This window comes from Paenibacillus tritici (genome assembly GCF_018207515.1).
Lineage (GTDB): Bacteria > Bacillota > Bacilli > Paenibacillales > Paenibacillaceae > Paenibacillus_AQ > Paenibacillus_AQ tritici.
This window is the reverse complement of the sequence record NZ_CP073365.1, coordinates 369,049-381,563: the sequence shown is the minus strand read 5'-3', so window position 1 is coordinate 381,563 and position 12,515 is coordinate 369,049. Positions and strand designations below refer to the sequence as shown.

Annotated in this window: 11 protein-coding genes; 1 reads left to right on the top strand and 10 read right to left on the bottom strand. The window is 53.3% G+C overall.

Going from position 1 to position 12,515, the window contains the following annotated elements:
- Window positions 1-39: 39 nt before the first annotated feature.
- The 5 genes from KDC22_RS01730 to KDC22_RS01710 form a co-directional block, all read right to left on the bottom strand.
- A complete protein-coding gene (locus tag KDC22_RS01730) occupies window positions 40-1,494 on the bottom strand; it encodes an aryl-sulfate sulfotransferase (RefSeq protein WP_211721876.1) in 1,455 nt (484 codons plus the stop codon).
- A gap of 111 nt (window positions 1,495-1,605) precedes the next feature.
- Window positions 1,606-2,148 carry a MarR family winged helix-turn-helix transcriptional regulator gene (locus KDC22_RS01725; protein WP_211721875.1) on the bottom strand — a complete coding sequence of 181 codons (543 nt, stop codon included), beginning with the start codon at window positions 2,146-2,148 and terminating at the stop codon, window positions 1,606-1,608.
- Between the two features lie 228 nt (window positions 2,149-2,376).
- On the bottom strand, window positions 2,377-3,498 hold the full coding sequence (locus tag KDC22_RS01720) for a TolB family protein (RefSeq protein WP_211721874.1): 1,122 nt from the start codon (window positions 3,496-3,498) through the stop codon (window positions 2,377-2,379).
- A gap of 104 nt (window positions 3,499-3,602) precedes the next feature.
- Window positions 3,603-5,072: a sensor histidine kinase gene (locus tag KDC22_RS01715; protein WP_211721873.1), complete on the bottom strand. Its 1,470-nt coding sequence runs from the start codon at window positions 5,070-5,072 to the stop codon at window positions 3,603-3,605.
- Window positions 5,069-5,761, bottom strand: coding sequence for a response regulator transcription factor (locus KDC22_RS01710; RefSeq protein ID WP_211721872.1), 693 nt, complete (start codon window positions 5,759-5,761; stop codon window positions 5,069-5,071). The genes KDC22_RS01715 and KDC22_RS01710 overlap by 4 nt, the downstream gene beginning before the upstream one ends.
- A gap of 338 nt (window positions 5,762-6,099) precedes the next feature.
- Between KDC22_RS01710 and KDC22_RS01705 the strand changes: the two genes are divergently transcribed.
- Window positions 6,100-6,510 carry a hypothetical protein gene (locus KDC22_RS01705; protein ID WP_246553237.1) on the top strand — a complete coding sequence of 137 codons (411 nt, stop codon included), beginning with the start codon at window positions 6,100-6,102 and terminating at the stop codon, window positions 6,508-6,510.
- Between the two features lie 109 nt (window positions 6,511-6,619).
- Here KDC22_RS01705 and KDC22_RS01700 read toward each other — a convergent pair whose 3' ends face one another.
- From KDC22_RS01700 to KDC22_RS01680, 5 genes are all read right to left on the bottom strand, one after another.
- Window positions 6,620-7,897: a CehA/McbA family metallohydrolase gene (locus KDC22_RS01700; RefSeq protein WP_211721871.1), complete on the bottom strand. Its 1,278-nt coding sequence runs from the start codon at window positions 7,895-7,897 to the stop codon at window positions 6,620-6,622.
- A gap of 15 nt (window positions 7,898-7,912) precedes the next feature.
- Window positions 7,913-8,785: a carbohydrate ABC transporter permease gene (locus KDC22_RS01695; RefSeq protein ID WP_246553235.1), complete on the bottom strand. Its 873-nt coding sequence runs from the start codon at window positions 8,783-8,785 to the stop codon at window positions 7,913-7,915.
- Window positions 8,786-8,787: 2 nt separating this feature from the next.
- Window positions 8,788-9,663 carry an ABC transporter permease subunit gene (locus tag KDC22_RS01690; protein WP_211721870.1) on the bottom strand — a complete coding sequence of 292 codons (876 nt, stop codon included), beginning with the start codon at window positions 9,661-9,663 and terminating at the stop codon, window positions 8,788-8,790.
- Between the two features lie 100 nt (window positions 9,664-9,763).
- Window positions 9,764-11,173 (bottom strand): extracellular solute-binding protein, encoded by a 1,410-nt coding sequence (locus KDC22_RS01685; protein ID WP_211721869.1) that lies wholly within the window; start codon window positions 11,171-11,173, stop codon window positions 9,764-9,766.
- Window positions 11,170-12,216 carry a LacI family DNA-binding transcriptional regulator gene (locus tag KDC22_RS01680; protein WP_211721868.1) on the bottom strand — a complete coding sequence of 349 codons (1,047 nt, stop codon included), beginning with the start codon at window positions 12,214-12,216 and terminating at the stop codon, window positions 11,170-11,172. Before KDC22_RS01680 ends, KDC22_RS01685 begins: the two co-directional genes overlap by 4 nt.
- Between the last annotated feature and the right edge of the window lie 299 nt (window positions 12,217-12,515).

The following is a 12,515-nucleotide window of genomic DNA, read 5'->3' as shown; positions in this document are numbered from 1 at the left end:
ACCTCTTCATCTATGAATTTCTACAGCTTATCTAACCACCTAACGGGTTCTCCGGACGCTGCCCTCATCCACAGTAGCCACACAAGTAGCTCCCTCAGTAAAAGGTAGCGTTGTTGCTACACTTACTACGGAATCCGACCCCTTCGGCGCGGCTCCTGGTACTCTGAAGCTGGATACATCAATGGGCTCGATGGCATTCTCCTGCGGCTTCGCCAGCTGCGGCACCCAGGCATAGGGTACACGGTAGGAACGGTAGACCATATTCGTATTCCTGCGGTCCGTGTACGGGGAGATATACTCCCAGACCAGCTCATGCTCCGCCGTCACCTCGAATAAACGTCCATTCGAGCCCTCAGTAATCAGCGTGTTTCCGTTCGGAAGCCGCTGCGCCGAGCTGATATACGGACTGTAGAATTTATAGGAATCGGTAGGAACGGAGAAACCGGCCTCCGCTGAGGTATACTGCCATTCGATATCCAGTGTCACCGGATTGATCTCCAGCACCCGGGAATGATCACGCAGCGCATTCTTCTGTCCAAAAGGCGAAGAAGGATTCGGCAGACCGTATCCGCCCCAGCCGCCGTTATCGAATACGAGCAGATTGCCTTCGCCAGGCAGTCCCTTTGGAATAATGTGGGCGTGATGCTGGCCGATAATCCAGCCGATATGCTTCACTTCAGGCAGGGAATAGTCCGGCCCCAGCCGCCAGACGACAGCCCCGCTGCGCTTGTCGGTAATCGCGATAATATTCGCCTCGCGGGCATCCCAGATAATGTTGTCCGGGTGGAAACGCTCGTCTCCGTTATCATAGAATTTGTTCGGCCCTACGTATGAAGCGGAGTTGATATGCAGCCAGTCGCCCACACCTCCGCCCAGGTCTCCGAAGGAGCGGGTGTTGGGGTCGCGGAAGAGGACATTACGCGCCGCCTGATCGAATCCAAGCTCCGCGAAATGCTCGCTTGCCGCCCACTCCCAGATCACATTGCCTTCCCAGTCCACTTCGATAATCGTGTCATCCAGCAGCTGCTTATCGGAAATCTCAGGATGATGCAGGTTCTTATGGGCTAAGATCAGCGTTGTTCCGCTGTTAGCCGAAGGTTCAAGCCCGGGAGCATAGTATCCGACCGGATTGCCCTCCCGCTGATAGTCATGATGCTGACGGGCGTACCACAGCGGCTCATAACCCGGGTCCTCGATATGCTCGTAGCTGTTGTATCTCCAGACCACATTGCCGTCCCAATCGACCTGGACCAGATCCACATTATCCTGAATGCCGAATTTGGGATCTCTTCTGCCCGTGCTGCCCAGTACGTAGCCGCCGGGGAGGATTTTGGCAGGGAAGCCGATCAGCCCTTGCCACAGATGCACTTCCTTGCCGCTCATATCAATCAGCACGACGCCTTCGTCGCCTGCCTGAAATACGGTATAGCCGCTCCATGCCTTGGCGGGATTGTATACCGTCGCCCCAGTCGGATAAATTGTTGAATGTCCCATGATCATCTCTCCTCAAAGTTTTGTTAGTATTGACTTCATTGACTTCCTTCGCAAAACTCGCTTCGGAAGCAACGCTTAAGTTTGGTTAGCATAGACTTCGTTTCGATAGCTTCAATAGCTGAGATAATTCTTGTTCGTGTCTGCACGCGGCTTCTGTCCAGGGTCTTGGGGAACGGGGATTTCCGCATTGTGCTGTGCCAGCTTCAGCAGGGTCTCCGAGAACCCTTCCAGATTGCCGATAATCCGTTTATAAAAACGGCTCTGCTGCTCCAGCTCTTCATCCGTGAAGCCCTCGAACAGAAGCGTAATACATCGGGCACCGATGTTACTGTTGCGCTCCACCATCTCCCGGCCCTTGGCTGTAATATCAAGCAGCACGGTTCTGCGATCGTCCTCCTTACGCCTACGCACCGTATATCCGCCGGCTTCCAGCTTATCGCTCAGCGCCGTTATGGCGCCCGAGGTGAAATCGAGCTGCTCCGCCAGATCGCCGAGCCGCTGCTCACCGCTAGCGATAATCTTTTGCAGAATCAGCATACCCGGCAGGGAAATCCCCTCCACGCTTATCCGGTCACGCTCCTTGACGAATCTGCGCACCATTTTACGGAACAGATGGTCTGCCTCCTCCAGCCGCTCCCGTTGTGCATCATCCATATCCTCTCTCCTCTGCTGTACATCCGCGGGAACAAAAAAGACCCCCGGAAAATCCCCATATACGGGAATATTTGCGGGAGCCTTTGGCGGTCCAATCAGCTCAAATCTCATCTTCTTATTAGATTACTTCACTGTTCATTTAATTAGTAGTGAACTATTGGTGTTATCATATACCCCTTTAATCCCACCTGTCAAGTGTGAATAGAAAGTTTGTTAGATATTTGGGGGTTACGACAAACTAATCACATACGTAAGGCTCTGATAAGCGCTGTCCTTCAGCACTGTTGCCGAAGCCAGAAGCTTCTTGCCAGACGGGCTCCAGTGCAGCTTATCCGCGATATGAATATCATTCAGCACGGGTGTCTGCTCCCCGGTCTCCACTTCCGTAATGAACAGGTCCTCCTGGTCATCCGCAGCACCTGCTGCCGTAATGGCATAAGCCAGCTTGCTGCCGTCCGGCGACCAGCTGGTACCGAAGATCTGCTGTCCTGTAGCAAGCCGGGACTGCTCATTGCCTTCGCTATCGCAGAGCTTCAGCACCCGCTCCCCGGCCCCAATCCGCTCCACGATGGCCAGCCTGCTCCCGTCAGGGGAGGGAATGGCCCACTCGACATTTTGCCCCAGCACCTTGGTCTGCTTCGTGCCTCTGTCATAAGCGTTAAGCTGGCTCTCTTCACCCGAAATATACAGAATCCGGCTGCCGGTCTGAATCACCTCATGAGCATAAGACATGCCCGTCTTGAGTACAGTCTCCAGCTTACCGTTCACATCAGCGCTCAGAAGATTACCTTCCATATCCGGAAAAATCACATGCCCGTCATCCGCCCACGTTCCTTCTTCACTCCGGAACTCTGCGTCACCCAGCTTCACGGAAGCGCCTGTGGACAGATCCATTATGTAGCCCACTCCCGTAGCTTCATACAATTCCTTGTAGAACAAATGTGTCTTGTCCGGTGACAGCAGCGGCGCACCATAATTCAGCTCTCCCTCCCGCAGCGGAGTCTCCTCTCCTGTGGAGAAGGTATGGAGATAGAGATTCACCGGATACCGTTTCTGGCCTTCAATCACCTGCGCAGGGAGGTTACGGTTCTCTTGGGTCACGACCATCACCTCCTCACTGACGAAGTCGGTGCCCCGCACTCCCTCCACCTTATGGATTCCTTCAAGCTTCAGCTGAGTGTAGACCGATTCGCTGATATTATCGAGGACGGTAATCTTCTGGCCGGATGTCTCAACGACCTCCCGCATTTCCGTATTCTCTGTATTGCAGGCAGTGACCGACAGCAGAACAGCTCCGCACAGCAGAACTCTCCAGGTCTTACCCCAGACTCTATAGCTCTCACGATTCATCCAGGCTTCCCTCCAGCTCTTCGCTTCTATGGCTTCCAGAAGCATACCTGACGCATATTTCCAAACCGCACACAGAATGTTTCCAAGTTGTAAACTTAACTCCTTCAGGACACCAGCGGAAAAGACAGCTCAAACGCCGTCCCCCCGTCCGGGCCTTCTTCCAGCAGGGCAATGGTACCGTTCTGCTTCTCCACCAGGTTACGGACAAGGGAGAGTCCCAGCCCTGTGCCGCCCGATGCTCTCGAACGGTCACGGTTGACTGTGTAGAACGGCTCGAAGATCTTGTCCCGAGACTCCCCGGGAATGCCGATTCCCGAATCCCGGACTGTAATCCATACCCGCTGATCCCGGACCTCGCTGTGCAGGTGAATCCTCCCCTGGGGTACGTTATATTTGATCGCATTGTCCAGCAGGTTGATGAAGATATGCATGAAGCTTTCCTTGTCGATCCAGATATGCGCCGGTTTAACGTCAAGTGTGATCGTAAGGCCGTAGCGCTCCGCTTTGCCTTGCATACGCCCGCAGATATCCCGCAGTGTGCTCTCGACCTCCAGCAGCTCCGCCTGGGATTCGAAATCGTATTTCTCCAGCGCTGTCAGCTGCAGCACCTTCTCCACCATCTCATACAGCCTTTGCGTCTCCTTAGCAATATTGATCTTGGCATCATGCAGCAGCTTGGGGTCGTCGTCATACATGTTCAGCAGATCTACATACGCCTTGATCGAAGTCAGCGGCGTCTTGAATTCGTGGCTGATGTTCCCGATATACTGCTTCTGCTGCTGCTCCAGCGCCTGAAGCTTCTCCACCGCAAGCTGCAGCTTGCGCCGCTCCTCATCCTTCGCAGCAATACTGCTCTCGATCTCCCGGCTCATGAAGTAGATGCCCTCGGCCAGCTCCCCAAGCTCATCCTTGCGCCGCACCGGCGGAGCCGCAATATAATCGGCACGGCGGATATCCTCCGCCGACTTCTTCAGCCGTCCGATCGCCACCGCAGCGCGGTTGAAGTACAGGTACCCGCCCAAAAAGCTGAGCACCAGCACCGCTCCGCCCGTGGTCAGGAACAGATTCAGCAGCGTCTGCTGGAAGCTGCGGGCGCCCTTCAGGGAGTACTGAAGCTGCACCACGCCCATCTGCCCCTCCGGCCCCTGGAGCGGGGCCAGATAGAACAGCCTGTCGCCTTCACTCTGATAGGCGACTTTATTGTTCAGCGCGTAGCCCAGCGCCGCGCTGAGATCCGGCTTGCCCGGCCCCGGCCCGCCTTGCGCCGAGGTCCCTGCCGGCTGCCCCTGAGCGTCATACAGGGTCACCTCAAGGCCGGTGAACCCGGCCAGCTCGGCAGCCAGCGCCTTGCCCCGCTGCTGCATGAAGGCCTGCGGCTCCAGGCGCGCGCCGGTATAATACGTCTGCTTCACCCGCAGATTGACAGTGGTGACATGCTGGGCCAGATAACGTTCCGTCTGGCCCTGTTCGTTACGCTCGACGCCGCGCAGCACGAAATAGCTCAGCACGCTGACGGCAAGAATAAGCAGCACCGCCAGGAACAGGCTGAACTTCAGCTTGATGCTGATTCTCATGGGTAGCTCCCCGCAGGCACGGCCTTATAGCCTACGCCATAGACGGTTTGGAGGATGTTCTGGTAGGGTTCGCCCAGTTTTTTGCGCAGCCGCTGGATGTGAATGTCCACGGTGCGCGTGCCCCCGGCATAGTCCATGTCCCAGACCTGCTCCAGCAGCTCCTCGCGCATATACACCCGCTGCGGGTGTGAGAGCAGGAGGTGCAGCAGATCGAATTCCTTCGGGGTCAGCTCCAGCTGCTCCCCGTCCAGCTCGGCGCTGCGCCGGTCCGGGTGAACCTGCAGCGCGCCGTATTCGATCCGCTCGCTGCGGGTCTCTACTGTATTCTTCTCCAGCCTGCGGAGCAGCGCCTTGACCCGGGCCAGCAGCTCGCGGATCTCGAACGGCTTGGTCATATAATCGTCTGCGCCCAGCTCCAGACCGACAATTTTATCGACAATATCATTCTTGACAGTCAGCAGAATAATGCCGATATCATCCCGGTCCTCAAGCTTGCGGCAGACATCATAACCGCTCAGCTTCGGCATCATTACATCGAGCACCATCACATTCGGACGGAAGGAATTCGCCTTGCTCAGCGCTTCCTCTCCGTCACCGGCGGTATCAACCTCATAGCCCTCACGCCGCAGCGCATAGGCAATCGCACTTACAATGGCCGGTTCATCATCGACGACCAGTATTTTTTTCATAGGCGGTTCATCCTTCCGTTGGCGCTTGCTTCGTTCGGATCAGTCCCTTCAAGAATAACGCAGATCCAGAAGCAGGAGCAAGAACAAGGCAGACGGCTGCCGGGCTCTACTATTAGAATCACCGTTCAGGCTTGCAGGCAAACCTTGGGCAGGGAGCATTCCCTTCATCGGCCCAAGACACTACAATTCAGGAACGCTCAAAAGTTTAGGTTATCTTTAAGAAGACTTAAGCTTCATTTCAGTATTGTTGGGTAAGATGTATGTAGCTGAAGTTCACTAGCCGCCGCAATACCTGAACCTTGAACGATATAACCACACACGAAAAGAGGATAACAGATATGAACATAGAACGCATGAATATAAAGCGGGTAATGATTGTTGGAACGATGATTGTAGCGATGTCGTTTGGAGGAACGGCCTGGGGTAAGCCTGCCTTACATACCCTGCCTGTTGCCAAATGGTCCACAGTAGATGTGACCGATACCGATGAACTGCTGGATGGCCTGAACCTGGGCGCCTCCTCCGACGAAGAGCTGTATGATGCCCTGTACGACGGCAAATCCCTGCACACTATCGCTGAAGAGAACGGCGGTAATATCCAGCAGGTCATCAATCTGCAGGTCAGACAGCTGACCCAGCAGCTCGAAGGGAGACTGGCGAGCGGAAGCATCACCTTGCAGCAGTTCACCGCACAGAAGGCTGAACTCAGGGAGATTGTGACGCAAAGTGTCGAGACCTCGTTTGGTTGAGTGATCCGGCAGTCAGGACGAAAGCGGTAACCTTTTAAATTCAAATAAAGCTGTCTCACCCGCAGATATAACTGCGGATGGGGCAGCTTTATTTATAGGGTTATTGTTGTTATTGTTCAGGCTTGCGCAGGTAGACGGGATTCGTCAGGCAGACGGTGACCGTTATATTCATCTCTGTCAGGTGACGGATGGCTTCCGCGCGGTAGAATAACCGGTCCGTTAACACCGGCAATGTATATTCACCGCCGCTCTCCACGGACCATTCCTGCTCTATGCCGCGGTCAGACCATAGCTGCACGAGGTCTCCTGCCGCACCGGCCACTTGCACAACCAGTTCATATTCCTGCCTGCTATCCACGATGACTGTGTCACCGACACCTGCCTCCCCGATGGATAAGCCGATGAAGGTCCCGCAGGTGCCGGAGGAGAGCACTACGTGCCCGGCCCTGATCCCGCGAAGAATCTCCTCCTGCGATTCCGCTTCCGAACGGACATAGGCCGTAGGCGTTCCATGCCGGGCATGCGGTTCTACTCTATGTGTGTCACTTCCCCCTACTGCAATAATCTTTTGCCCGGAAGCGAGTTGCTCCTGCCACCAGTTGACGGCTGCTCTGTTAATCGGACGCCATGGCCCATTCCATACCTCAACAGCATCAAAGGGCAAGTCAAAGCCCAGTTCCCATGGACAGTTCGTGCAGAACGGGTGATTCAGTGAAATAAAGGCTCCCTTGTCCGTGGCCTGCTGCAATTCCCGCCTGGCCTGCTCCGGTGTCAGGATACGAAAATCGTCCAAGGCATCCGGATGCCCGAGCAGGTTGCAATGCCCCTTATAGCTGGTTAACTCCACACCCGGAATAAGCACGAGCTGATCATCGGCGGCCAGCGCGGCTATATTCTGCGAGGCATTATTATGATCTGTGAGGGCCATGAACTCCAGGCCTTTGTCCTTGCAAGACTGCATCGCCTCCCCGATGGTGTACGCACCATCACTGTGAACACTGTGCATATGCAAGTCGCCCCTGATCCAGCGGGGATGCTTATGAAAGAGCTTCACCTCCACATGGACCTCACACCCCCCATCGGGTACGCGGTAAGCGCCCAGCAGGACCTTCCATTCTCCGGCAGCGATCGGACCCGCCAGGTAGCCGGGTGTCGCTTTGCCGAGTGCGGTGAAGAATGATTCCCTGGCTCCGCCGCTCCAGCCTATGATCCGTTCCGGCGAACGGAGTCCGATATCGATCACTGCCGCCCCATCCCGGGATTCATACGTATACTTCACTTCGATCCTTTCCACAGCAGTCCCTACTGCAAAAGGGAGTTCGAGGTACGTCTGCTCTTCTTTTTTTGTAATTCTTCTGTTCAAAGGCAGCTCCAAGACAATCTGCATGTGATATCCTCCCTTCTATTCTTTGTTCGCTCCTAACATAAGACCTTTCATGAAATATCTTTGAATGAACGGATATACCGCCAGCAGCGGAAGAATCGAAATGAGGATTCCCGCCATCCGGACATTGGTTGTTATCAGCAGATTGCCGGATGTTGCACTCGCATCTGTGATCATCGACTTGAGGGCCACCTGAAGGGTAATCTTTGTACTATCGTTGATGAACAGAACCGGTGCACTGAGCATGTTCCAACGGCTCACGAATTCAAACAAGGTGACCGTAGCGACTCCGGTGATAGCCAGACGCAGATACATCGTTGTGAAAATACGGAACATCCCCAGCCCGTCAATCTGCGCCGATTCACACATCTCGTAGGGGACATTCAGGAAAAAATTGCGCATGAGCAGAATCGAAAAGCCGGAGATCATGCCCGACAAGACCAGGGAGCTTAACGTATTTATAAGATGCAGGTCCTGATTCACCAGATAGAGCGGAATCATCATGGCGTCCTGCGGAATCATCATTGTCAGCAGAATAAAGGAAACCATGATTTTTCGGCCGGGCAATTGCGGCTGGATCAGCACAAACCCGGCCAGGCTGGACAGCAGGACATGAAGAAACGTGCCGGTGAGCGTGACAATCACACTATTCATGAAAGGGCGCCGCAGATCCAGACTATTCCACACTGTCCCGAAGCCTTCTACGCTGAATTCTTTGGGAAACAGAATAATCTCAGGCTTCATGGAAGCCATCCCGGAAGAAAAGGCCAAGGCGATTACATTGGCAAAAGGGATAATCATCGTTAACATCAGTAAGATTAAGAACAGCGCATTTAGAGCATCAAATGTCCTGCTCGCCCATCCTCTTCGCTCCATATGTTCAATATTCATGATTACACCTCATCAAAACGTGTCGTTTTTCTAACCACAGAGGCAAGTACCAGTGTAAATAAAACCACGAAGAAGCTGGCTGCCGCTGCCGGGCCTATACGGATCTCCATAATGCCTTTCTGAAAGGTATACATCATGAGCACATCGACCTTGCCTGCGATCGCCGGATTGCGCATCACGAAGATCTGGTCAAATATCCGGAATATTCCGAGTGTGTTCAGCAGCAGAATGACCTTCATCGTGTTCATTAACTGCGGCAGCGTCACGTATCTAACCTGCTGCCATCTGGTTGCCCCGTCCATCCGGGCTGCTTCGTACAGTGTGGGACTGATTCCTGCAATGCCCGCCAGAAACAAAATACAATTGTAACCCATATCCTTCCACACGGCTGAAACAATCATGATATTGCGGGCCCAGGCTTCATCTGCCATGAAGTTAACCGGCTGAATGCCAAATACCCGGACCAGTAGCAAATTGACAAGCCCGCTGTCAGGAGACAGCAGAAAAATAAATATCCCGCCAATGACTACCCAGGATAATAAATGTGGAACATACAGCACTAACTGCGCGGTTCTCTTGAACCAGCTCTTCATGACCTCGTTCAAAGACAATGCAATGAACAGCGGAGCCAAAAAACCGGCCATAAGAATTCCGCCCCCTATATACAACGTATTCCATAGCGCATCCCAAAAGGTTGGATCATGGATAACCTGTCTATAGTTATCCAAGCCGATGTAAGGACGTTCGCCCATTAGCTTGTAGTCCTGGAAGCTGGTCTGCAGCCCTTTCGCCAGCGGGTAATAGGCAAATATGATGAAGTACAGGATCACCGGAAGCATCATGATGTACAATATAGAGTTTTTCCTGATCAATCTCATGGCTGTCCCGCCTCCTGCCTTAATGAAATCCTAACAAGCGGGGAGCGGAAATATGATCACAGTCCGCTTCCCCTGCAAGTCTTGCAGATTCTGGTCTATTCTAGTCGATTAGGTTTGCCGCCTTTAATTCTTTCTGCATCTGTTCTACCGCTTCTCCCGCCGGCATCTGCCCTGCCATGGCTTTGAGCGCGTAATTCGTCACAATCTTCTCCGCATCCGGCCATGTCGGCAGTGAAAGTTCAAGGGTTGCATACTCTCTGGAGAGGGCCATAGCGTCTTCGACGCCAGGCAGAGCAGGGAACTTCGGCTTCACCGTGGTGTTATACCAATAAGGAACGCCGTGGTCCATGTTGGCTTCCTTGCCGATATCAGTAAGGGTGTACTTCCCGTTGTCCAAGGCATAGTCATAACCCTCAACGCCCAGGCTTCCTAGTGTGATACCGTCTTCTGTGTTCCAGAATTCGAGGAACTTTTTAGCAGCCTCAGGATGCGGTGCATTGGCAGGAATTATCCAGAAATCCGGGTCCCCCCGGCGCATAAGTATCGTACCGTCCGCCGCCTGAAGTCCTGCCATCCCTGCAGCCTGGAAGGTTGTAGCAGCATCTTCCTGCTGCTTCAGATTATTGAACATCCCTACCCACGCATCCCAGTAGGTTACCATCCCTACGCGGTCCGTCAGAAAGAGGTTGCGCATTTTGGCAGTATCATTCGTAATGAAATTCGGGTCCATAATCCCTTCCTTCACAAGCTTGGCGAACCATTCGTACATCGGAATAGCCGCATCGGTTGCATAAGGAAGGGTACGTTTGCCGTTATCCAGCACATATCTGTATTTCAGCCCGGCTGCGCTCATAATCCCCTGAATATCATACAGCCCCGCAGTGCTGAGTCCATAGGTATCCGCCCGCCCGTTCCCGTCCGGGTCTTTCTCCTTGAACGCCTTCAGAACTGTGTATAGCTCATCCAATGTCTTAGGCTCCTGAAGGCCCAGCTTGTTCAGCCAGTCTTTGCGCACGATAGGCATGGTTGCCCCCTGAAATTTGGAGAAAACGCCGTATATCTTACCGTCCGGACCTTTAAGTTGTTCCCATTCACCGGTCGGAATTACCGATGGGTCCGATAATATCTTGGAGTCTTGCACAAAACCTGTCAGATCGGTTACCACACCCTGGTCAATGAGTGCATTCAGCTTGGCCAGGTCACTGACCTCGATTAGATCATATTTCGCCCCTGAGCTGAGTGCGGTCAGCACCTTCTGGTCATAATCGCTGGCGGGCTTGTCCAGTGTCACTTCAAGACCGGTCTTCTCGCTGAGGGCCTGCGCAAATTGGGTATTGCCTTCAGGCGTCTTGCCTCCCACATTACCGGCTAGAATCTCAAGCTTCACGCCCTCTGAATTCTCTGCTGGCGCTGGCGATGGCGAAGAGGCGTTGCTGTTATTGCTGCATGCGGACAATAGTACAGTCCCGGCCAAGACTAAGGCCTTTGCTGCATTCATATTCCTATTCATGATTGATTTCCTCCAAGGTTTGTAATGGGTGCAGAACAGGAGCTGCGGATAACCATGTCTGTCGGGACAATCGTTCTTTTGACGGTCTTGAGGTTGCCTGACAGCCGTTCAATCAACAGAGTTGCCGCTTCCCGCCCGAGCTGTTCGGCATGGAGGCGGACCCCCGTAAGCGGCGGCGTGAATTCGGGAGAGAAGATGGAGTCGTCACTGAAGGCGAATACGGACAATTGGCCGGGAATACTGATGCCGAGCACCCCGGCTGCTTTGTAAACACCGAGCGCCATCGTATCGGTATCCGATATTATGGCTGTAATTGCCGGGTTAGCCCGGAGTTCCCTAAGCGTTGTCTTATAACCGAAATCAAAGGAAGAATTGTCCGGGTCAGGCTTATATAGGATGTTGTAGGAAGACTGTGAAAGTCCTGCTTGCATGACCCCGGCCAGAAACCCGCTGGCCCGGTCAACTGCAACTGTACGGTCTGCCGGCGCGTTCAGAAATAAGAAGTTCCGGTGCCCCAGCTCAAGCAAGTAGAGGGTAATCTGCTCGGTCATACTGACATTGTCATTGTCGACATAAGAAATATGGTTCTCGAACTCGGCGGAAGGCCTGCCAATCAGTACGAGGGGGATATCCCCGGACAGCAGCCCGGTGATCCGCTCATCTCTAATTTCCGGGTTCAGCAGAATCTCCCCGTCGGCAGGACCTGTGACCCTATGCTCCAGCTGATTCTGATACGTATGGGATAGCGTGTTGACGAGCAGCCGGTAACCCTGCTCATAACAGACACTTAACACACCATTTAAAAGCGAGAGGTGAAACTGGCTGAACTTAAATTTCTCGCCTTGAATATTAAGGCCTACTATTCGGGTCGATTTGTTCGCAAGGCTTCTTGCCCAATAATTAGGCTTGTAATTAAGGTCTTGGGCTGCCGCCAGTACACGCTCTGTGACTTCCTTGCTGATCGGTCTTTTTTTACTGAACACACTTGATACTGTCCCTTTAGAAACGCCTGATGCTCTCGCCACATCCTCAATGGTAGCCATAGAAGGAAACCTCACTTATCTCCTGCCCGTGCAGTCGGATTATATAATCTTGTTCCCGCATTTCATTAAACCGGTTTAATGCTTGGACATCATTCGCCCCCTGTTCCTGGCCTTGTCTTGAGCCGGAATTCCAGTAGTGCTGCGGTATATCTTACAGGCTTTATATTAAAGCGGTTTTGTGCGACTAATATTATCGAAATGTTATTTTTGTGTAAGGGGGAAAGCGAGAAACAACGAGTGAATATAGAAAGAGCGGAACCGGGGGCTATTGACCTGTGTTCCGCTCTTGTTATTATTAT

What these genes read in the sequence shown, in the direction of transcription:
- KDC22_RS01730 (WP_211721876.1), bottom strand. Translation starts at nt 1,494, where the DNA reads ATGGGACATTCAACAATTTATCCGACTGGGGCGACGGTATACAATCCC.
- KDC22_RS01725 (WP_211721875.1), bottom strand. Translation starts at nt 2,148, where the DNA reads ATGGATGATGCACAACGGGAGCGGCTGGAGGAGGCAGACCATCTGTTC.
- KDC22_RS01720 (WP_211721874.1), bottom strand. Translation starts at nt 3,498, where the DNA reads ATGAATCGTGAGAGCTATAGAGTCTGGGGTAAGACCTGGAGAGTTCTG.
- KDC22_RS01715 (WP_211721873.1), bottom strand. Translation starts at nt 5,072, where the DNA reads ATGAGAATCAGCATCAAGCTGAAGTTCAGCCTGTTCCTGGCGGTGCTG.
- KDC22_RS01710 (WP_211721872.1), bottom strand. Translation starts at nt 5,761, where the DNA reads ATGAAAAAAATACTGGTCGTCGATGATGAACCGGCCATTGTAAGTGCG.
- KDC22_RS01705 (WP_246553237.1), top strand. Translation starts at nt 6,100, where the DNA reads ATGAACATAGAACGCATGAATATAAAGCGGGTAATGATTGTTGGAACG.
- KDC22_RS01700 (WP_211721871.1), bottom strand. Translation starts at nt 7,897, where the DNA reads ATGCAGATTGTCTTGGAGCTGCCTTTGAACAGAAGAATTACAAAAAAA.
- KDC22_RS01695 (WP_246553235.1), bottom strand. Translation starts at nt 8,785, where the DNA reads ATGAATATTGAACATATGGAGCGAAGAGGATGGGCGAGCAGGACATTT.
- KDC22_RS01690 (WP_211721870.1), bottom strand. Translation starts at nt 9,663, where the DNA reads ATGAGATTGATCAGGAAAAACTCTATATTGTACATCATGATGCTTCCG.
- KDC22_RS01685 (WP_211721869.1), bottom strand. Translation starts at nt 11,173, where the DNA reads ATGAATAGGAATATGAATGCAGCAAAGGCCTTAGTCTTGGCCGGGACT.
- KDC22_RS01680 (WP_211721868.1), bottom strand. Translation starts at nt 12,216, where the DNA reads ATGGCTACCATTGAGGATGTGGCGAGAGCATCAGGCGTTTCTAAAGGG.